Raw genomic sequence first — 20,657 nt, 5'->3', positions numbered from 1 at the left:
CCGCCACAAAAATCAGTAATGGTTCAGGACAGAGTCGAACTGCCGACACATGGAGCTTCAATCCATTGCTCTACCAACTGAGCTACTGAACCATAATATGTAATGGCGGTCCCGACGGGAATCGAACCCGCGATCTCCTGCGTGACAGGCAGGCGTGTTAACCGCTACACTACGGGACCAAAAACTATGTAATTGCGGGAGGCGGATTTGAACCACCGACCTTCGGGTTATGAGCCCGACGAGCTACCGAACTGCTCCATCCCGCGTTAATATTATTTATAACGCCTACCCAATTAATATATCATGTTTGTTAAGTTAATGTCAACACTTTTTTAAAAATAATTTACAATCACTTAATAACTTATTAAATATTAAATGCGATAATTGTCGTTTGGACATCGCGTCTATCTCTTAAGACTTTATTAGTATATAAAGTTTTCGGCGTATAGTCAACAACTTCAAGAAAGTATTTTGTGTAAAAAAGGAACATAACAATATATTTTTACTTTTAGTTCCTTATTTATACAAAAATTATTGGTAAATAAGGATTAAAACCCTATTTTTTTCTAATTTTTTAGCTTTAAATGAACATGACATTTTAGTTCAAAGCTATTTTTCGTCATATATTATATTGAAATGAGTTACTTTTTCTTTTCAGATTATAAAATTATTCATATTTATTAATACTTTATTTCGTCATTATAGCTTGCATTTTCATTTGTAACGCATTAAAAGTGTCAAAGCCATCAGATTCTAAAAAATGTCCCCCATGGCTCGTAATTTTACAGCTACCACCTAATGTATCCATCAAACGTTTTGTTTCTTGATAGTTAACATATTTATCATCGACTGCACATAATCCATAAAATTGTTCTACTTTAGACTTAACATCTTTATAATCAATAGATACATCTAACTCTATATTTTCATCTATATCATGGGCATCCTCTTTGAAACCTGAAATACTGAATAACCCTTCAACCTTGCCAATCGCTGTCTTTTCAATATATTTTAGTGCTGCCAATGTTCCGTATCCGTGAGTTACAAAATATGTTTCATATTTTTGTACTTGTATTTGCTCTTCCATTCGCTTAACCCAAGTATTCATATTTTCTCGATCTTCTACCGGTATATTGAATAAAGTCACATTATACCCCTCTAATATTAAATTATTGGCTAACCATTCGTACCAATGATTTGTTGCATCGCCATATTTTGAATGGACTATTATTATATCTGTCATTATAAGTCCCCCGCATCACTAAATTAAAGCCTATCTTATCCTTTTTTATTACTATATTAATATGTATATCACTTTATTATTATCTCATATCTTCTTTATGTTTTTAAATTTTTTAATTAAAAAAGTCATTTCTAACTCTTTTAAATATTGAGTAGAAATGACTGTCTGTTTATAAATTCAAATCTATGAATAATTCTTCAACTGCATCTTTACCTTGTCTAATACAGTCAGGTAAACCGACTGCTTCAAATGAAGCGCCTGTAATTCGTAGGTTTGGATAAGTTTTTTTCACATGCGTTTGAATGTCTTTTATTTTATCTATATGGCCAACTTTGTATTGAGGCATACTTTTTGGCAATCTATTTACAATACTAAATTCTGGATCACCTTTAAATTTCATCATTTGACTTAAATCACGTCTCACAATCGATACGATTTCTTCATCTGTATGATCTTGAACTACTGTATCACCTGGTTTACCAATATAGGCCCTTATCAATACTTTTCCATCCGGAGTAGTAAAAGGCCATTTCTTCGTTGTCCATGTACAAGCTGTAATATCAGTTTGACTTGTACGCGCAATTACGAATCCAGTACCGTCATGAGTGTTTTCAATATTCTGCTGATCAAATGCCAAGACAACAGTAGCCACTGAAGTCGAATCCATCGATTTAAAATAATCAAATACTGGGTCGTTTTCAAACCATTTTGTAAATGTTTCATGAGGTGTAGTAATTAGTAATCCATCATGACTAAATGTAGAATTGTCATCTATAACTAAGTCATAACTTTTTTGATTTTTACGTATTGTTGATACTGGCGTATTATATTTTATTTCAACACCTTGTTTAATAACATAATCAACTAAATGCTCAATAAATGAACTTAAACCATGTCTAAATTGTTTAAATTGACCTTTTGGTGCACCTGGATATAATTGACGCTGTTTTTGACGTTGTTCCTTTTCATATTTCATACCTTTAATTAGGCTACCAAATTGTTCTTCTCTTTGTTTAAACTCAGGAAAGGTACTCATTAAACTTAAATCATCAATATCTGTACCATATATGCCACCCATCAATGGTTCAATTAAATTTTCAAGTATTTCATCGCCTAATCGTTCACGGAAAAACTGACCTACAGAGATATCATTATCGATATTTAATGATGGTTTAATTAAATCTTTACCCGCACGTAACTTACCTAATGGAGAAATTAATTTTGTCTTTAAAAAAGGCTTTATATCTGTTGGTATACCAAGTATTGAACCACCGGGAATTGGATATAGTTTATTTTTAGCATAAATATATGATTGCCCTGTTTGGTTTGTGATTAAATCCTCACCTAATCCAATCTCTTCAGCAATTTCTGTCATAATTTGCTTTCTGCCTAAATACGATTCTGGTCCCAATTCAATCGTATATCCATCTTTTCTATAGGTTTGTATCTTACCGCCTGCTCGATTCGATGCTTCATAAATTGTCACCGAACATTCTGGGTGTTGCTTTTTAATAAAGTAAGCACTAGACAAGCCAGTGATACCTGCACCGATGATTGCAATATTTTTACTCACAGTATTTCACGCTTCCTTTAATAAACATTTTTAACTTCGTCTACGATTGCACCTATAAATAAGGGGTCTGTATTTGGCATAGTCGGTCTATAATAATTTACTCCTAATTCATCACAGACGACCTTACATTCATAATCATTATCAAATAGTACTTCTAAATGTTCACACACAAATCCAACTGGTGTGTAAATAAAGTGTTTGTATTTATATTCATCATACAATTCACGTGTAAGGTCTTGCACATCAGGTCCTAACCAAGGTGTTCCAGTATTACCTTCAGATTGCCAACCTTCAGCAACATGTATAATATTTGAATGTTGTTGCAATAATTCTGCAGTATGATGTAATTCTTGTGGATATGGATCATTATTTCTTTCGATTAATCCTTTAGGTAAACTATGTGCAGATACTACAAGCACTGTATCTTCATGTTCAGTTGAAGGTATCTGTGTCAAAGTTTCGTTGATTTTTTGAGTCCAGTATTGAATAAATTTCGGTTGTTCATAATAATGTTCAACATGTTTGAAAGTTATATTATATTGTTCTGCTGCTTCTACTGCACGTTTATTATAAGAGCCTACAGAAAAGCTTGAATAATGAGGCGCTAAAACAACTGTAACCGCTTCAGTAATACCATCGTTATGCATCGCTTTTACTGCATCTTCGATAAATGGATGAATATGTTTCAATCCGATATAAAGTTCAAATTCGACATCTGAATATGCTTCATTTAATGCTTTACATAATGCTTCTGCTTGATTATTTGTAGTTCCCGCTAATGGTGATAAACCACCGATGAATTTATATCTATCTTTTAGGTCTTGCAACTCAGCTTCAGTTGGTTTTTTACCATGTCTAATATCAGTGTAATAAGCTTCAATATCACTTTCTTGATATGGAGTACCGTACGCCATAACTAATAAGCCTATTTTTTTTGTCATTTTAATATCATCCTTTGTATTGTTTTTATAGATGGACATGACATAATTACTTGTCTTTCTTGCTCGTTATATTTTATGCCTTACTATCTTTGTGTATATTGGTGAACAAACTGAGTTACCTTTTTCAAGGTCTCAGGATCAACTTGTGGGAATACACCGTGTCCCAAATTAAATATATGTTTACCGTGATTTAAACCTTCATCTAGTATCGGTTTCAATCTTTCCTCTATTACATCCCATGGTGCTAATAAAATAGAAGGATCTAAATTACCTTGTAACGTCTTATTAATATTCAAATTATTTGCTTCTTTAATCGACATTCTCCAATCCAAGCCCAACACATCGATAGGCAAATCATTCCATTCATTAACTAAATGACTTGCACCAACACCGAATAGAATAACAGGGACATCATGTTTCGCCTTTATGCCACTAATTAATTTGTTCATTGCTGGTTTGATATAATAACGATAGTCTTGGACATTTAATGCACCAACCCAAGAATCAAAAACTTGAATTAACTCAGCGCCTGCTTCTATTTGAGCAGATACATAGTTAATTGACATTTCTACAAGGTGATCCATTAAAGCAAACCACGTAGCTTCATCTCTATACATCATCGCTTTTGTGAAATTGTAATTCTTAGAAGGTCCTCCTTCTATCATATAACTCGCAAGTGTAAAAGGCGCTCCAGTAAATCCGATTAATGGTACATTTAATTTTTCTTCTGTTAATAATTTAATTGTATCTAATACATATGGTACATCTCGTTTTGGGTCAATCATCCCTAACTTTTCGACATCTTGAATGTTTTTAATAGGATTATGAATAACAGGGCCGATACCTGATTTGATTTCAACATCTACACCAATGGGTTGCAACGGTGTCATGATATCTTTATAAAGCACTGCAGCATCTGTATTGTAATTGTCTACAGGTAAGTGCGTAACGTATGCACATAACTCTGGTTGATGCGTGATTTCGAATAGTGAATACTTTTCTTTTAACTTTCTATATTCTGGCTGTGACCTTCCTGCCTGACGCATAAACCATACTGGCGTGTGAGTGACATCTTCACCATTTATCATATTTAAAATTGTATTATTTTTGTTATGCACCTTAATGCCCTCCTACATTATAATCATTCTTATCTATAATACCACATTGGCATATATTGCGTATTTCTTTGTGCTTAAATGTCATAAAAAATTCAAATCAACTTACATATATGTCTCAATCATTTGACTATTGTTTTCTAGTGAAAATCTATTATAATGTTATCTAAGCATATTTTATAATTATTTGGGAAAATAGATAGAAGTATATAAAAAGCATTTTATTCCTATTATATATTGTAAAACAAAGCAAGGGGGAAAATCTCATGAAAGTTTATGCATCATATGGTACATTTGGTTATTTAAATCAAATTAGACTTAACAATCCTGATCACAATTTATTACAATTCTCAGCATCTGATTCTTCAGTTATTATAGAAGAAACAGAAGACAAATCAGTGTTAAAACAGCCATTAGTTTACGATGTGTTGAAATCAGAAGGTGAATTAAATAAAGATCATTTCTTCTCAGTGATATTTATTCCAACATCTGATGATCACGCATATCAATTAGAGAAAAAATTAGAAAATGTTTCTACAGATTTTAACCAATACGCTGGTTATCGAAGCTATCGCTTTTTAAAACCCGAACAAGGTCTAACTTACAAAATTTATTTCGGTTTTGAAAGTAGAACAGCATATGAAGATTTTAAAGCATCTGATGTATTTAAAGATAATTTTGACAAACTTGCTTTAAGTCAATATTTCGGTTCAAGTGGTCAACATTCAAGTTACTTTGAGCGTTATTTATTCCCGATTGATGACAATTAATATTTAAAAATCAAAAAAAGTGGTTACTATTCATTTAAAATGAGTAGCAACCACTTTTTTTAGTCTCTTAAAAGTGTTTCTTGATATTTTAATTTTTTCACTACATTTCTAACTGTAAGCCAGCCTACTAGGAAAAAGATTACCCCAGCAAAACCATAAGTAGGATTTACAATAAAGTAAACGATTAGGAATATGATCCCTATAATGAACATAAGTCGATTTAAAAATTGCTCATATCCCCTAATCACTTTACTATCAGGAACTGGCCATACTTGAGGCCAAAGCCCATATGCTTGTTGTGTATAGAATTGTGCCATTTGCAGTAAGATAATATACATAAACAAACTACCTATGATGAGTGCTACCACTGGTTGTTGTAACCAAATGATTAATATAATTGCAATCACTACAAGACGCAATATAATATGAAATGCATCCTTCCCCCTAGCAAAGCTGCGCGTAAATAAATATAAATACATATGCTGTGCATTGAACTTTTTCTGTTTCGGTGTAGTTAATAATGGATCTAAATAACTTCGTCTTACCGCAGTCTCTTTTAAATGTTTGACGTCAGTAAACATATTTACAAATTTATAATAATTCATGTGATGTTGTTGTTCTATTTTAATTAATTTTTCCCAAGGGAATAAATGTTTATCTGTACTTTTGTATAAAATAATGGCTAACCCAATAAGGATAAATACTGCTACTATACTTGCTATGCTTTTCACTCCTAAAGCAACATAATAACTCGATGTATATATAATCAGGAGTAAGGTATATAATGACCAGCTTTCTAGTTTATATTTATACCATAACCATTTTAATACAAGGCCTAATAAAGGTAATAATAATGCCAAGATTGCAAATATAACGTAAAAACCAAATGTTTGACCATTTAAGACATAGAATAATGGAAACAATATCACTATCATTAATATCTGTAACCCAATTCGAGTAAAATAACTATAACTTATACTTTGTTTCATATATTCTGACATGTGTTTTTCAAATGGTAGTAAGAATAATCGATCTGCGTCTTTTAATAATGTTCTAATTGGAAAAATTGAAATCACAGCCATAACTACGCTAGCAATTAAGGCATAATTTATATGTTTAGGTATCGATTGTAACCAACCAGCATACCCCATAATAAAGGCACCGAGTAAAATAACTAGAAATACAGAGAAGTGGCCATTAAAAATAAATTTATTATAATATCTCTTCTCTTTTGCTATTTCACGTTTGCGTTGGATAAATAATTGTTTCGCATTTGTGGTCATCTATCGTGTCCACCCTGTGTAACATGAATATATATTTCATCTAATGTTTTTCCATGTAATCCAGTTTGTGCTCTTAATTCTTCTAAATTTCCAAACGCAACACGTTCACCTTTATCCATTATTAAAAATTGGTCGCAATATCGCTCGGCTGTAGCTAAAATATGCGTACTCATTAATACAGTTCTGCCTTCTTCTTTCTTTTCAACCATTAAATCTAACATTGATTGAATACCAAGTGGATCAAGACCTAAAAACGGTTCATCAATGATATATAACTCTGGATCGACGATAAAGGCACAAATAATCATCACCTTTTGCTTCATGCCCTTTGAGAAATGACTCGGAAAAATATTGAGTTCGTTTTCTAAGCGAAATGTTTTTAATAAAGGTAGTGCACGCTTCATCGCTTCTTCCTTATCTATATCATATGCCATAGCAGTCATATAAATATGTTCTTGTAAAGTCAATTCTTCATAAATAACGGGCGATTCTGGTATATAAGATAATTTCCTTCTATATGTTTCTACATCTTCTTTAATATTTATATCAGAAATCGTTAATTCGCCTTCCATTGGTGTCAACAATCCAAGCATATGTTTGATAGTTGTACTTTTTCCTGCACCATTGAGTCCAATTAAGCCTACAATTTCACCTTTTTTTAATTCAAAATTCATATTTTTAATAACAGGTCGTTTACCATAACCGCCTGTTAAATTTTCTACTTTTACTGTCATGAGGCACCTCCATAAATTATATTGTATCAAAAAATGCGTGTTCTTCATAAATTTACAATGATAAATGACGGAAAGAAACGACTAATGCTATAATAGTCAGTAACTATCATAGAAGGAGTGAAGATTTATGTCAGAAACAATCTTTAGTAAAATTATAAATGGCGATATTCCTAGCCATAAAGTATACGAAGATGATTATGTTTATGCTTTTTTAGATATTTCACAAGTAACTAAAGGTCATACATTATTAGTTCCGAAAAAAGTTTCTGCTAATATTTTTGAAACAGATGAAGAAACTATGAAACATATTGGGGTTGCTTTACCAAAAGTTGCAAATGCAATTAAGAAAGCTTTTAATCCTGATGGACTAAATATTATACAAAATAACGGTGAATTTGCCGATCAATCTGTTTTCCACCTTCATTTCCACCTGTTACCAAGATATGAAAACGATGTTGATGGTTTTGGTTATAAATGGACAACACACGAAGATAGTATCGATGATCAACAAAAAGCAAAAATTGCAAAAGAAATCGCTGCTCAATTCAACTAAACATGCTTACCACATAGTATAATGGGTATATAAAAAATGTTAATGAATAAGAGATATTTAGAAATGAGGAGAATTTTTATGAAAACAGCTCAAATTTTATTAGGAATTAGTGCTGGAGTTGCAACTGGTCTAGGTGTTGCATTAATGAATCGTGATAAAAAAGAGTCGATTGAATTAAACGCCCAAACTAGAAAGCCAACTGGCGCTGAATCAGAAGTAAGCAGAGAAATTAATTCTATCAAACAAAATATTAATGATATTGTAAATTATGTAGCTCAAATCAAATCTGAAAGTACAGAATTTGGTAGCTCAATAGGCGACGAAGTAAAAACAATGATTGGTGACTTTAAATCAGATATTGATCCTAATATTAAACGTCTGCAATCTCACATTGAAAACCTTCAAAATCGTGGCGAAGAAATCAGCAAAACATTTGAAAGTGATAAATAACTCTTATTGAATACTAAGCTACATCGTTTTATTATTATAAATCAAATCCAACTTACTCCTATTCTCTATGGAGTAAGTTTTTTTATTTCAATTTTAAACACTAATTTTCTATGAACACATTAATACCCTTTCGCTTGTAATTTGTAGGAAATTATAGCTTGACGTTTGAGACTTTAAGTTAGATAATACGAAAGTATATTAACTGTTCTTATTAATCAAAAGGAGTATGGTGTTTAAATGTATTTATGCTCTCGTCAAATTGATATAAATGCACGTTTCGGACTACCTAGAATTGCATTTCTAAGTATCGTTACAACGATTATTACTTTTTTAATTGCTTATGAAATTTTGTACTTCTTTTCAGATACAAAGTTAACGGATCGATATTTTATAATATTTTTAATTTTCGTCGTTTTTTTATATCCAATTCATAAGGCCATTCACTTAGCCTTTTTATTTCCGTATTATAAATCCTTTCGAAAATACAAATTAATTAGAGGTAAGTATGTCCCATTTTATAATACCTATGTAAACACTCCTGTGAATAAGTATTATTTTTGTTTTGATTTAATCACACCTGTGTTAGTCATCACACCGATTTGTGCATATATTAGTGCTTTATTTCCACAATATGGTCATTACCTCATGTTTATCATCGCTTTAAATATGGGTTACTCAGTGATGGATTTTCTTTATTTAAAAATAATTCTTTTTTCTAATGAAGGAAAATTTATCGAAGAGCACCAAACAGGTATAAATATTTTAAATAAAGTAGAAATGAATCAAAATTTACAATAACAATTTTATGTAACAAATTATCTGTTAACATAATTACAAAGCAACTTCTATTACATGGATATAGAAGTTGCTTTTTTTGTTTTTTAATTGTCATTAATACTTTGCTCAATTTATTATTTATTAATATTACGCAAACACTATCAAATTATCGCTATGCTATATCTTCTAACTAACTTTAGTACATTTATTTAAATTACTTCCAAAATTGCAATTCCTCCTAGTACTATAGTCTTATTAACGGGGTTTCTAATTGGTGTATAATCAATAATATGTTATATTTACGTTGTTATTATTACAAAAGGAGTTTCCAACTATGAAATCATTTAAAAAAGTTTTACTTCCAATTACGGCAAGTGCCTTATTATTAAGTGCTTGTGGTAATAGTGCTACAGATTCTAAAGATGATACAATTATTTCTTCAAAAGCTGGCGACGTTAAAGTCGAAGATGTAATGAATAAATTAGGCGACGAACAAATCGCAAATAGTTCATTCTCTATCTTGTTAAACAAATTATTGGCAGATAAATACAAAGATAAAGTTGATACTAAAGATATTGATAAAGAAGTTGAAAAAGAACAGAAGCAATATGGCGGTAAAGACCAATTTGAAAGCATGTTAAAACAACAAAAAATGACACTTGATGACTACAAAGAACAGAAAAAATTACAAGCTTATCAAAAGGCATTGTTAAATGACAAAGTAGATATATCTGACAAAGATATTAAAGAGAATACTAAAAAAGCTTCACACATCTTAATCAAAGTTAAAGAAAACAAAGATGATAAAGAAGGCCTTTCAGATAAAAAAGCAAAAGCAAAAGCTGAAGAAATTCAAAAAGAAGTTGCTAAAAATCCTGATAAATTCGGAGAAATTGCTAAGAAAGAATCAAAAGATACATCATCTGCGAAAAAAGATGGTAGCTTAGGTTACGTAATCAAAGGTCAAATGGACAGCACATTTGAAAAAGCATTATTTAAATTGAAAGAAGGCGACGTATCTAAAGTCGTTAAAACAGATTACGGTTACCACATCATCAAAGCTGATAAAGAATCAGACTTTGATAAACAAAAATCAAAACTTAAATCACAATTAATCCAACAAAAAGTGCAAAAGAATCCTAAATTACTAACAGATGCATACAAAGAATTACTTGATGAATATAAAGTTGACTACAAAGACAGAGATATTAAAAAAGCTATTGAAGATTCAATCTTAGATCCAGATAAGATTAAACAACAGCAGCAACAGCAGCAACAACAACAAGCTATGCAACAAAGTGGTTCTAGCATGTCAACTGGACAATAACGTATTATATCAAGAAATTATTGGTTCATTAGACAAGACGCTTATGCTACACATAGTAGACACTAAGACAACTTAATAAATATATACGTATGATATATATAATACAAATCAAATCATTAAAATCATTAATGTAGTCAGTGACTTAATTACTTCTAACTACAAAATAAACGTCAATTTCTATCTTTTACTAATAGAAATTGACGTTTTGTTTTTCTGAACAGTTATTTTTCGTCACACTGCCCTAGTCTGATACTATACAACAAAATTGAACAATTTATAGATCAGTACATAGCGATATCTAACATAAATCAGATATGTACAATATATAATTAAGCTGTATACAGATTAGCATACTATCCTTTTAAAATTCACGTACCTTCAACCATGCTCTACACATCTATTATTATCAGCTAGCTCCAAATCATCATTTTTGATATTGATTCAATATCGCCTTCAACTTCGTCATATAATTTATTTTTAATGATTCAGGGTATAGAATTTTAACATTTTCACCAAGTGATATTAAATAATCAATCATGTACTGTAGTTCACCTTCATTATATCCACCAACAATAAATGGTTTGTCCTCAATATATTCTAATGACATATTAGGATAGGACTTTTTTAAAAATAATTCCACTCCAAAGGCTGTTAATTCACATTTAAAGTTTATATCGTGATAGTTCTGTTCATAGTCAATTTCTAAATCAGACAATTGTGAGCGTGTATATTTAGCTAAATTATCTTCTACTTTTTCAAGCATATCTACATAATCACAGCGATATATGCCCCACTGACCACGAATCAAGTCCATGCCACTAAAAAACCATACACCACTTCTATAAAATAATTCATAAATCTGTATACGTTCATAAATAATTGGTTCATGTTGGGAATAATGTATCATTACAACATCATTACTCTGGATAACTTCTAATATCGTAGCTAAATATTTTGTTTTTTTCACAGGTGAAACTGTATGAAAATGTATGTAATTTAGTGTTTCAGTAATTTCATCCCTTAAATTTGGCGATATTGTTGCGGACAATTTTTCACTAAGTTGAGCATACGTTTTTTCAAAAGGAGTTGTAGTTAATGCGCTCATTGATTTTAATGCATAAAATATTGCCAACATCTCATTATTATTGAAGTAAATTGGAGTCAATAAATTTTCAGAAATTATTTTATAACCACCGAATCGACCATTTTCAACATACAATGCTAATCCCATTTCTTCTAAAGCTTTTATATCTCTTATCGCTGTACTTTTCGAAATATTAAATTCGACCATAAGATCCTTTAAATGAAAGCTTGATTTATCTTTTAAAAAAATGAGCTCCATATTTAAACGTTCTGATTTTTTCATAAAATACTCCTTTCAATGGTTTCATATTCTGACACCTTTGAATAATATACTAAGTATATCAAATGAATAAGGAGCTATTACAATGAAAACACTATTAATTAATGCACATCCAAATTACTATAATATGAATACGTATTCTGCTAAATTACAAAATTTATTCAAGCACGAAATCGCAACACACTTCCCTGATACAGAAATAACTACTTTAAATATATATGAAACTGTAATTCCTAAGTTAGATAATCAACAATTATTAAACATTTGGGAAAAGCAAAATAATCATCAAAAACTTGATACCATTGAATCTCAACTGTTTAATATTTGGACCGAATTAATTACTCAATTTAAAGAGCATCACCGTATTGTAATTGTGATGCCTATGCACAATTTTAATATACCTTCAAAATTGAAGGACTATATGGACAACATTTTAATTGCTCGAGAAACATTCAAGTATACTTCTGATGGTTCAGTAGGATTAATGACTGATAATTATAAAGGCTTATTATTACAAGCGAGTGGATCCGTCTATACTAATAATGATCGTTATACCAAACTTGAATTTTCATATGACTATTTAAAAGCGATGTTTGAAGAAATAATGGGCTTTGATTCATTTAATATCGTTCGTGCAGAGGGTACAGCGATTTATAGCGATAATGAAGTAATGACAAATGCCCAACGAGAAATGTTTAACAAATTGCCAGCATTTTATAAATAAAAAAGTAACAATCGCTGTTTAAATGACTTATAACGCTTCTACAACAACTTATTTAAGCACATAAAAATCCCACTATAATCTATAATAATCACAGTTTATAGTGGGATTTTGTATTAATCGATTGACTTCGGATTATAAAATTGACGGCCTTCTAAACCAAAGATACGTTCAGTAAATTGACCTTTGTCAGTCTTTTTATAGGCTTTTTCAAACATATTCATCTTAGCATCTATGTTATCGATAAAGAATAATATTTCCGCTTCCTTTAAATGTGGTAATTTCGGTGATCCGAACTCCATTTTACCATGGTGGGCCAATATCATGTGTCTTAGTAACATAACTTCTTCACCATCAATTTTCAATTCTCTCGCTGCTTCTGCAACTTCATCACTCGCAATTGAAATATGCCCAAGTAAATTCCCTTCTACTGTATAAGAAGTAGCCACTGGACCACTTAGTTCTTTTACTTTACCTAAATCGTGCAAGATAATCGAACTGTATAACAAACTACGATTAAGTAACGGATAAATATCACATATTGACTTAGCCACACGTAACATTGTTAACACGTGATAGCTTAGACCACTAGAGAAATTATGATGATGCGTACTCGCAGCTGGAAATGTGAAAAATGCCTCCTGATACTTTCGGATTAAATGACGTGTAATACGTTGTAAACTCGCATTTTCAATTTCTAACATAAAGTGAGCAATTTCATCTTGTATTTCATCTGGCGATAATGGTGCTCCATCAATAAAATCGTGTGGTTTAAGGTTTTCTTCAGATGTTGCAAGACGAATTTTATTGATCTTCATTTGCTTTCTACCACGATAATTAATGACATCACCTTGTACATGCACAATTTTTTCTGGTTCTAATATTTTCATATCATCCTTAGTAACTGTCCACAATTTCGCCTCTATATCACCACTTTTATCTTGCAAGTAAAGTGTCATATAATCTTTCCCTTGTGCAGTAACACCCTGTGTCGCTTTGTGAATTAAGAAAAAGTGATCTACAGCATCTCCTGGGTTTAATTTCTCTACATTTCTCATTATTTACCGCCTTCCTCATATTTGTTCAGTGTGATTATTTGTTTTGAAGGCACACTTGTATCTTTCACACAAGTAAAGTATAACATTTGATAATTTGACGGCATTTGTCTTAAATAGTTCATCATGATTTCCTTTCTGCGCTTATCAAAATGAACAAATGCATCATCTATGATAATTGGAAATGGATAGTATGGTTTTAACGTCTTAATTAAACTAAGTCTTAATGCAATATATAAAATTTCTTTCGTTGACTGACTCAATTCAACAGGCTCATACATTTGTCCATTATAATGTTTAACCATTAATTCATCATTGGCATAAGTTACTTGTACATAATTACCATTTGTTAAATGACTAAAAATATCTGTTGCTTCATTTATCACTTGTGGCAAACGTTTATCTTTTATTTGCTTAATGTGGCCTTCTACTAATGACTGTAAGTAACTTAGGCTAGCCCAATCTTTGGCTTCATCATTAACCTTATTTTTGAGAATGTGGAACTTATGACGTAAGTCTGCTAAAGTCTTATCGGTCTCCATATCTGTAATTTTAGCATTTAAGTCACTCACTTCTGCCTGCATTTCTAAATATTGGTCATTATAATCATCTACTTGACGTGATAATGTTTCATCCTCTTCTTGAAGTTGAGCCAATGTTTTCTCACTCAATTTAGAACTCACATCATATGAATAATTTTGATTTTCAAGATATTTAGATAAATCATTAAATCTTGACATTTGTTGTTGATACGTTTGATATTGTACATGGTGTTGATAGTAGTCCTCTTCATTTTGAACATTTACAAATCCAAAGAGTTCACTAATTACATTATTATTTTCTGTCAAACGCTTTTGTAATTGACCAAGTTCACTTTGTAATAATTTAATTTGTTCATCATTGCGGTTCCATTTATCAACATTATTTGTCTCTTCTTTCAACCACTGATTCACATCGTGAAATAATGACAAATCACTTACATAAGTAAACTGATTTTTAGTAACTTCCTTTGCATGATTATAAAATGCTATAATTTCTTCTTTCAATTGACGCGCCTGTTCAGATAACTCAATAATGTGCGTGTCATGTTCTTTTACTTTATTCATTGTTGCAATACTATCTATGATTAATTCATCTGACATTTTATCAGAAAGGTATAAATCGGCTTTCACACTATTAATATTATTATCAGCAGTTTGATAGTGTTTTTTAGCTTGTTCTAAATTCGTCGTTAAATAGTTTGCTTTTTTATCTAATGCCTCTTTAGTCTTAATTGCATTTTGTAATTGTTCTCTAACTCTATATTGATCATCTAAGTCAAAGTCTAAATCATAATTATCTTCTAAATGCTTAATTTTATGTTGTAGGTCATCAATTTCTTTAGAAAAAGTTTCACTATGTCCAACTTCTTTTGATTTAACCATAAAAATACCAATTATAAAGATTACAGATAAAAATGCAAATATAACACCGAAAATGATATTTGCTGATACAAATGAAAATATAGTTAATCCAATGCCTATAACCGCTAAGATAATTAAACTCATACGGAATAGATTTTGTTTCCTCTCATTTTCACGTTGTTCAATATCAAAAGCTTCTTTCATTTTCTGATATAAATTATTTTTTTCTTGTAATTCAAATACACGCTTATTATATTGTTTCTTTTTCTCAAAGTTTTCTTCAGGAACAATATCCTTTTCTAATGCATCCATCTCTGCATTATTCGTATCTTTATCTATTTTATTTTCTTCAATATTGCGTTCTAACTGTTGAATAATAGCTGTTTGTTCTTGTTTATGCTTAATTTGATTACTAATATGACTCTTCATTGCTTCAGAACTATCAACGTGATGATGTACATCTTGCCAACCAATATTTGATTTTAAACCTGTTTTTTCGCGTTCTTTATCTGAAATGTCTTTTTCTAAGGATTTTAATTCATATTCCTTTTGCTTTATTTCATTTTCTTGTTGCTGAATATGATTAAATGAATCAATATCACTTTGCTTTGGTAAGTTAATTTTGTCGTTTTCTGCTGTTAAATGCGCTAAGCGTTCTTCACGTAAACCAATATCTCTTTTTAAGTTTTGTGTTTGAAGTTTAGCAGCTTCATATCGATCAATACCTTGTTCTGGAAATTGGATTGGTTCTATATTTAAATCCGCTTCCAATGCTTTCCATTCTTGAGTTTGTTCATGTAAAGCTAATTCTTTTTGTTTTTGATCGTGCATTTTAGATAATTGGGTTAAATTTTGTTTCAAATGATTCAAACGGCGTTCTGACTTATCTTTATCATCGACATAACGTTTATAGTTTGTTAGCTTTGCTTCTTCTTCTCTAATTTGAGTTTCTAATTCTCTCAATTGCTCAATTTGTTGATTAATTATAGGGTTACGACCATTTTTCTTATACAACAATTCCTTCTTCTCATTCACTAGTTCACGCATACTTGTGAATTCTGTCGAACCTAAAGCGCCTGCTTGTAATAAATAATTTTGAAGCTGTGTTTCATCCATTTTCTTATGAATATCTTGTAAGCCCAATACATCAAAAGAAAATATGCCTTGATATGTACGTTTAGAGATATAATTCAACTCTTTTTTCAGCCATGCCTCATCTTTAATCATACCATTTGGTAAATAAACCTTTACATCGCCTACTGCACTACCTTTAATACGTTCAACCTCTACTTGTGAGCCATCATCTTGGATTAAGGTTAACTTTCCACCATATTGATTGCCCATACGTGGTTCTAATCTTGGTTCATTTTCCTTTTTAGTCGGGAAACCGAATAGTATTGAGTGAATAAAGGCTTGTATTGTAGACTTACCAGTTTCATTTTCACCATAAATCTCCGTAAAATGATCATCAAAATCAATTTTCCTCTCTACAAAACGACCATAACCATAAATTTCTAATGATTTGATTTTCATTTTATTCCCCCCTCATATCTGACTTCAATAGTTGTTCAGCGTGTTCAATCAACTGACGTCGATCAAAGTCATTATAATTTTCAAGGTACTTAGAAGCTTTAGGGTTTAAATATAAGTCATTCATCGCTTGATCGAAAACACTATTGTCTGCTATAAGTTCTGGCGCAAACTCTTTAACTAACGTATTTTGATCTTCAAATTGGTTGCGGATAGTCAAGTCTTCAATAAATACAAAATTATGTTCATTTTCTTCATAATCACTAATCATTTCTTCAACTTGAATTAAATCTTGTTCAGACACAAATTGGTCAGTGGTAATTTCTACTGTAAGTTGATAAATTGATTTACCATTCTTTCTTACTTGTTCCTTGAAGGCCTGTATCACTTCAAATAAACCTTGCTTCGAGGTTTTATCCGTTTCTATTGTTGCCTTTTCAAAACGAATAAATTGAGTAGGTACAAATGTTACGTTTAGCTTTAAATTGTCTCCTTCTACTAGTAAGCAGCCTTTCTCGCCAAGTTCCTTAAAATGACGACCTTGAATATTACCAGCATAATGAATTTGAGGCATATCACTTAATGCTTGCCTTTCATGAATATGACCGAGTGCCCAATAATGATATAACTTACTATTTAAATCTTCTAATCTAAATTCCGTATATCGATCTTTTGAATTTGTCTTACTGTATGTTCCATGTAAGATACCTATATGAATACCTTTTTGACCTTGACTTGATGGATAAGCATCTATTTTATTTTCATAACTGGCATCATTTTGGTAACTGAAACCATGTAAATAGATTTCTTCTCCACTTTTAGTAATAGTTTGATATGTTTCAACATTTTCAGAAAACACCGACACATTTTCTGGCCATTCAGTACCAATATTTGCAGATAATGGATCGTGGTTTCCATGACATATATATACAAAAATTTGCTCTTTTGCTAATCTATTAAATTGTTCTTTTAAAAATACTTCTGCTCGCAATGTACGATTCTCTTGATCAAATAAATCACCAGAAATAATTAGAAAATCAACTTCTTCATTCAATGCTAAATCTATAATTTTTTTAAAGCTTTCATAAGCACTATTTTGCATATCTTCAAATATAGACTGACTCAAATAACTTCTAGATTTAAAAGGGCTATCTAGATGTAAATCAGCACAATGAATAAATTTAACCATATGATATATGTTCTCCTTTATAGAAAGGTATTTGTAGCTATGTATGCTATGCTATAAAATTAATTTTAACAAAAATAATTTGCTTATTAAAAAGCACACATGTCACCACCTAGTATCTATATATTTTACCACAATGGTAAAGCATCAGTCGATAAAACAAGTAATGACAATATATTACATTTACTGTTGATGAAATCACTCAATACAAAAAAAGCTGTCGACAAAGTTTGAAACTTTGTCGACAGCTTGAAAGTTGTACAATATTAACTATATGTTAACTTTCACAAATCATTTCCACGATAAAATTTTGTATTAGTCAGCGTAGATTTCGTCTAAAGGTTTAACGATGATTTGGTTGATTTCTTGGAATACTTGGCTCATGTTTTGCTCAGCAGCCATTAATTCAGAAATATTAGAGTCATTTTCGATTTTTTGAGCTTGTTCTTGTGCTTTTTGTAGCTCTTCTTCACCGATTTCTTCACCTTGCATTTGTTTTTGTTGGAAGCTTAATTGAGTTTCACGGAACTCATCGAATAAGTCTTTTGATTCTTGATTTTCTTTAACTTTAGTATAAGCGTTTTGAATTGCTTTGTATTCATCACTTTCTCTTAAAGCTTGTTCTAATTGATTAGCATGATCGTATAAATTTACTGCCATTCTGCTTCACTCCTTTTGTGTTTATGTGTTAAAACCACATCGCTATTACAATAACATAATTTATTATGTTATACAAAGATAGCAATTACGCCTTGTAATAGACCAATAATACCACCCAATAAAAAACCAAGAAACATGATTAATTTTAATTCTTTATTGGCGATATCAATAATTAATTTTTCAATATAGTCTAAATCGAATGTGTTGATTTGTTCCTCTACCAATTGTCTTAAATTGATCTTTTTCATTATTGGTGAAAGATGTTCTGATGCATTTTCTATAATTACATCTGTTAATTTCTTTGCTACTTTATTTTCTAAGAAAGATATAAAGTTTGGCATTAATTGATGTAATGGTTGTTGCGCTTTGTCATCTATAGCTAGATAGCTTACTGCTAAATCACTTGCTGACTGCTTAAACGAATCAAATTGAGTGGCAGTCACTAATTCAGATAGGTGTTTGGTTTTCATCGTCTGATATTCACTATCAATCACTTGAGTTGCAATTGACTTCGCTTTCGGATGCTGTGTCAATCTAATTAATTCTTGCTGTATACGTTCAGCGATACTTTCCTTCGTCATAAACATTTGTAATAACCCTACGATTTTCCCCTTTTCTTGGAAAAATGTATCTAACATCGATGCAATATCTGTTGCACCTTTATCAGATTGTAAATAAACACGTGCCCTCGAAAATAATAAATCCGGTAATAACGTAACTTTTTCATCAATTGCTTGTTCAATTTCTTCAGGCAAAATCATATTCACTGGTTGGTCTTTATGTTCTAAATAAAATTTATCCAAATTAGTATGAACTAACTGTTGTAATTTATCGTTTGTATAGTCAGTGACATCAACGTCTAACTTATTTGCAAAATATTGTATTGTTGTAGAATCTTGTTTTAATTTAGCTATTTGTTGTAGTAATAATGCCTCTATCGCTTCTTTAGAAGACGGTGCATTTAATTTTGATTTAAATACTGATTCTGTAAGTAAATGCTCCTCTACAACTTGTCCTATTTTATCTGCGATTTCACCACGTCTTTTAGGAATAAGACCTGGTGTGAATGGTACTCTTTTTTTAAATATATAGTATGTTTTAAAAGGATGGAATAACATTCGAACTGCAATAACATTTGTTACACCACCAATTAACGCACCTATAACCATCATAAATATTATGATCAGAAATGCATGCATTTACATAAACTCCTTTAAATATTATCTTTATAAGTCTTATTAATACGTAAAACTATTTTCACATTGTATAACATACCATACTTAAATGTGTAGCATAACACCTTTTTATGTTTATTAATTTGTTTATAAAAATAAAAAAGACCTAAATCTCTGTTTAGGTCAAATTTATAATATAGTGACTAAATCATTCAAATATAATTTAAGCACTTTCTTTTCTTTAAAACTAAATCATATAAATAATGATTCTTCTATCACTTTATAATGCATTCATTTATACGTGCATTAATTCTTCTTTAGAAATTCTACCGAAATATGTTTCCGCTTCTCTCATTTTTGAAGTACCAAAAATAGGTTGCGTTTCTTTATTAAGCACACGATAGATATCGCTAACTTTGTTACTTTGTAAAATAAAACCATTTCGAGTATCTACAGTATTCCAATAAATATCACTTGTAGTTGAATGATTTGGATATGCACAATGGTTACGAGAAATTGTTTGTACCATTTCTAATGGATCACAGCCAAACGTACTATTTAGCACATCTGAATCTCTAAATAATGCACAAATTGACACACATGTTGTCCAGTTAGGTAATACTCTCTCTTTTTCTATTTGAACTAATGTCTTCTTTGAAAGACCTATAGTCTGAGCCATAGTATCTTGCGTATAACCCGCTTCGATACGAACCATTTTAAATTTTGTTTGAATTAAATCTGTAAAAGTCTGTCTATCCATTACTTTAATCTACCTTTCATAAAAGAATATTTTATCCG

19 protein-coding genes and 3 tRNA genes are annotated in these 20,657 nt (G+C 30.7%); 6 read left to right on the top strand and 16 right to left on the bottom strand.

Annotated elements, in window-relative coordinates; genetic code table 11:
• Nucleotides 1-19: 19 nt before the first annotated feature.
• The 7 genes from SH09_RS12865 to hemE form a co-directional block, all read right to left on the bottom strand.
• A tRNA-Phe gene (locus SH09_RS12865) sits at nt 20-92 on the bottom strand.
• Between the two features lie 11 nt (nt 93-103).
• A tRNA-Asp gene (locus SH09_RS12860) sits at nt 104-179 on the bottom strand.
• Between the two features lie 13 nt (nt 180-192).
• A tRNA-Met gene (locus SH09_RS12855) sits at nt 193-266 on the bottom strand.
• 422 nt (nt 267-688) lie between these two features.
• Nucleotides 689-1,243, bottom strand: coding sequence for an RBBP9/YdeN family alpha/beta hydrolase (locus SH09_RS12850; RefSeq protein WP_042740039.1), 555 nt, complete (start codon nt 1,241-1,243; stop codon nt 689-691).
• Nucleotides 1,244-1,412: 169 nt separating this feature from the next.
• A complete protein-coding gene (gene hemY / locus SH09_RS12845) occupies nt 1,413-2,816 on the bottom strand; it encodes a protoporphyrinogen oxidase (protein WP_042740038.1) in 1,404 nt (467 codons plus the stop codon).
• A 17-nt stretch (nt 2,817-2,833) separates the two neighbouring features.
• Nucleotides 2,834-3,757: a ferrochelatase gene (gene hemH / locus SH09_RS12840; protein ID WP_042740037.1), complete on the bottom strand. Its 924-nt coding sequence runs from the start codon at nt 3,755-3,757 to the stop codon at nt 2,834-2,836.
• 83 nt (nt 3,758-3,840) lie between these two features.
• Complete coding sequence (gene hemE, locus SH09_RS12835) at nt 3,841-4,875, bottom strand: uroporphyrinogen decarboxylase (RefSeq protein WP_042740036.1); 1,035 nt, start codon at nt 4,873-4,875, stop codon at nt 3,841-3,843.
• A gap of 263 nt (nt 4,876-5,138) precedes the next feature.
• On the opposite strand from hemE, the gene SH09_RS12830 reads away from it, so the two are divergent.
• Nucleotides 5,139-5,642 carry a signal transduction protein TRAP gene (locus SH09_RS12830; protein ID WP_042740035.1) on the top strand — a complete coding sequence of 168 codons (504 nt, stop codon included), beginning with the start codon at nt 5,139-5,141 and terminating at the stop codon, nt 5,640-5,642.
• Between the two features lie 59 nt (nt 5,643-5,701).
• Here SH09_RS12830 and ecsB read toward each other — a convergent pair whose 3' ends face one another.
• Nucleotides 5,702-6,925, bottom strand: coding sequence for an ABC transporter permease EcsB (ecsB, locus tag SH09_RS12825; protein ID WP_042740034.1), 1,224 nt, complete (start codon nt 6,923-6,925; stop codon nt 5,702-5,704).
• On the bottom strand, nt 6,922-7,659 hold the full coding sequence (gene ecsA, locus SH09_RS12820; RefSeq protein ID WP_042740033.1) for an ABC transporter ATP-binding protein EcsA: 738 nt from the start codon (nt 7,657-7,659) through the stop codon (nt 6,922-6,924). Before ecsA ends, ecsB begins: the two co-directional genes overlap by 4 nt.
• A 127-nt stretch (nt 7,660-7,786) precedes the next feature.
• On the opposite strand from ecsA, the gene SH09_RS12815 reads away from it, so the two are divergent.
• The 4 genes from SH09_RS12815 (at nt 7,787) to prsA (ending at nt 10,766) form a co-directional block, all read left to right on the top strand.
• Entirely contained in the window at nt 7,787-8,212 is a 426-nt protein-coding gene (locus tag SH09_RS12815; RefSeq protein WP_042740032.1) for an HIT family protein, read from the top strand.
• Nucleotides 8,213-8,290: 78 nt separating this feature from the next.
• Complete coding sequence (locus SH09_RS12810) at nt 8,291-8,662, top strand: YtxH domain-containing protein (RefSeq protein ID WP_042740031.1); 372 nt, start codon at nt 8,291-8,293, stop codon at nt 8,660-8,662.
• Nucleotides 8,663-8,899: 237 nt separating this feature from the next.
• Nucleotides 8,900-9,460 carry a DUF3267 domain-containing protein gene (locus SH09_RS12805; protein WP_042740030.1) on the top strand — a complete coding sequence of 187 codons (561 nt, stop codon included), beginning with the start codon at nt 8,900-8,902 and terminating at the stop codon, nt 9,458-9,460.
• A 313-nt stretch (nt 9,461-9,773) separates the two neighbouring features.
• Entirely contained in the window at nt 9,774-10,766 is a 993-nt protein-coding gene (prsA, locus tag SH09_RS12800; RefSeq protein ID WP_042740029.1) for a peptidylprolyl isomerase PrsA, read from the top strand.
• A 424-nt stretch (nt 10,767-11,190) separates the two neighbouring features.
• On the opposite strand, the gene SH09_RS12795 is transcribed toward prsA, so the two are convergent.
• Nucleotides 11,191-12,132 (bottom strand): helix-turn-helix transcriptional regulator, encoded by a 942-nt coding sequence (locus SH09_RS12795; protein WP_042740028.1) that lies wholly within the window; start codon nt 12,130-12,132, stop codon nt 11,191-11,193.
• 82 nt (nt 12,133-12,214) lie between these two features.
• Between SH09_RS12795 and SH09_RS12790 the strand changes: the two genes are divergently transcribed.
• On the top strand, nt 12,215-12,853 hold the full coding sequence (locus SH09_RS12790) for an FMN-dependent NADH-azoreductase (RefSeq protein ID WP_042740027.1): 639 nt from the start codon (nt 12,215-12,217) through the stop codon (nt 12,851-12,853).
• A 113-nt stretch (nt 12,854-12,966) separates the two neighbouring features.
• Here SH09_RS12790 and yhaM read toward each other — a convergent pair whose 3' ends face one another.
• From yhaM to xdrA, 6 genes are all read right to left on the bottom strand, one after another.
• Nucleotides 12,967-13,908 carry a 3'-5' exoribonuclease YhaM gene (gene yhaM / locus SH09_RS12785; protein WP_042740026.1) on the bottom strand — a complete coding sequence of 314 codons (942 nt, stop codon included), beginning with the start codon at nt 13,906-13,908 and terminating at the stop codon, nt 12,967-12,969.
• Nucleotides 13,908-16,841: an ATP-binding protein gene (locus tag SH09_RS12780; protein WP_042740025.1), complete on the bottom strand. Its 2,934-nt coding sequence runs from the start codon at nt 16,839-16,841 to the stop codon at nt 13,908-13,910. The genes yhaM and SH09_RS12780 overlap by 1 nt, the downstream gene beginning before the upstream one ends.
• 1 nt (nt 16,842) lies before the next feature.
• Entirely contained in the window at nt 16,843-18,027 is a 1,185-nt protein-coding gene (locus SH09_RS12775) for a metallophosphoesterase family protein (protein ID WP_042740024.1), read from the bottom strand.
• A gap of 312 nt (nt 18,028-18,339) precedes the next feature.
• On the bottom strand, nt 18,340-18,684 hold the full coding sequence (locus SH09_RS12770) for a YlbF/YmcA family competence regulator (RefSeq protein WP_042740023.1): 345 nt from the start codon (nt 18,682-18,684) through the stop codon (nt 18,340-18,342).
• Between the two features lie 68 nt (nt 18,685-18,752).
• Nucleotides 18,753-19,883: a DUF445 domain-containing protein gene (locus SH09_RS12765; RefSeq protein ID WP_042740022.1), complete on the bottom strand. Its 1,131-nt coding sequence runs from the start codon at nt 19,881-19,883 to the stop codon at nt 18,753-18,755.
• 271 nt (nt 19,884-20,154) lie between these two features.
• Nucleotides 20,155-20,619 carry an XRE family transcriptional regulator XdrA gene (gene xdrA, locus SH09_RS12760; protein ID WP_042740021.1) on the bottom strand — a complete coding sequence of 155 codons (465 nt, stop codon included), beginning with the start codon at nt 20,617-20,619 and terminating at the stop codon, nt 20,155-20,157.
• Nucleotides 20,620-20,657: the final 38 nt, after the last annotated feature.

The organism is Staphylococcus gallinarum (assembly GCF_000875895.1).
Classification (GTDB): Bacteria; Bacillota; Bacilli; order Staphylococcales; family Staphylococcaceae; genus Staphylococcus; species Staphylococcus gallinarum.
The sequence above is the reverse complement of the archived record's forward strand: the minus strand, read 5'-3'. Positions and strand labels throughout refer to the sequence as shown.

Excerpts from the sequence above, each read along its gene's own strand:
- SH09_RS12850 (WP_042740039.1), bottom strand. The coding sequence starts at position 1,243 with ATGACAGATATAATAATAGTCCATTCAAAATATGGCGATGCAACAAAT.
- hemH (WP_042740037.1), bottom strand. The coding sequence starts at position 3,757 with ATGACAAAAAAAATAGGCTTATTAGTTATGGCGTACGGTACTCCATAT.
- SH09_RS12830 (WP_042740035.1), top strand. The coding sequence starts at position 5,139 with ATGAAAGTTTATGCATCATATGGTACATTTGGTTATTTAAATCAAATT.
- ecsB (WP_042740034.1), bottom strand. The coding sequence starts at position 6,925 with ATGACCACAAATGCGAAACAATTATTTATCCAACGCAAACGTGAAATA.
- ecsA (WP_042740033.1), bottom strand. The coding sequence starts at position 7,659 with ATGACAGTAAAAGTAGAAAATTTAACAGGCGGTTATGGTAAACGACCT.
- SH09_RS12815 (WP_042740032.1), top strand. The coding sequence starts at position 7,787 with ATGTCAGAAACAATCTTTAGTAAAATTATAAATGGCGATATTCCTAGC.
- SH09_RS12810 (WP_042740031.1), top strand. The coding sequence starts at position 8,291 with ATGAAAACAGCTCAAATTTTATTAGGAATTAGTGCTGGAGTTGCAACT.
- SH09_RS12805 (WP_042740030.1), top strand. The coding sequence starts at position 8,900 with ATGTATTTATGCTCTCGTCAAATTGATATAAATGCACGTTTCGGACTA.
- prsA (WP_042740029.1), top strand. The coding sequence starts at position 9,774 with ATGAAATCATTTAAAAAAGTTTTACTTCCAATTACGGCAAGTGCCTTA.
- SH09_RS12795 (WP_042740028.1), bottom strand. The coding sequence starts at position 12,132 with ATGAAAAAATCAGAACGTTTAAATATGGAGCTCATTTTTTTAAAAGAT.
- SH09_RS12790 (WP_042740027.1), top strand. The coding sequence starts at position 12,215 with ATGAAAACACTATTAATTAATGCACATCCAAATTACTATAATATGAAT.
- yhaM (WP_042740026.1), bottom strand. The coding sequence starts at position 13,908 with ATGAGAAATGTAGAGAAATTAAACCCAGGAGATGCTGTAGATCACTTT.
- SH09_RS12780 (WP_042740025.1), bottom strand. The coding sequence starts at position 16,841 with ATGAAAATCAAATCATTAGAAATTTATGGTTATGGTCGTTTTGTAGAG.
- SH09_RS12775 (WP_042740024.1), bottom strand. The coding sequence starts at position 18,027 with ATGGTTAAATTTATTCATTGTGCTGATTTACATCTAGATAGCCCTTTT.
- SH09_RS12770 (WP_042740023.1), bottom strand. The coding sequence starts at position 18,684 with ATGGCAGTAAATTTATACGATCATGCTAATCAATTAGAACAAGCTTTA.
- SH09_RS12765 (WP_042740022.1), bottom strand. The coding sequence starts at position 19,883 with ATGCATGCATTTCTGATCATAATATTTATGATGGTTATAGGTGCGTTA.
- xdrA (WP_042740021.1), bottom strand. The coding sequence starts at position 20,619 with ATGGATAGACAGACTTTTACAGATTTAATTCAAACAAAATTTAAAATG.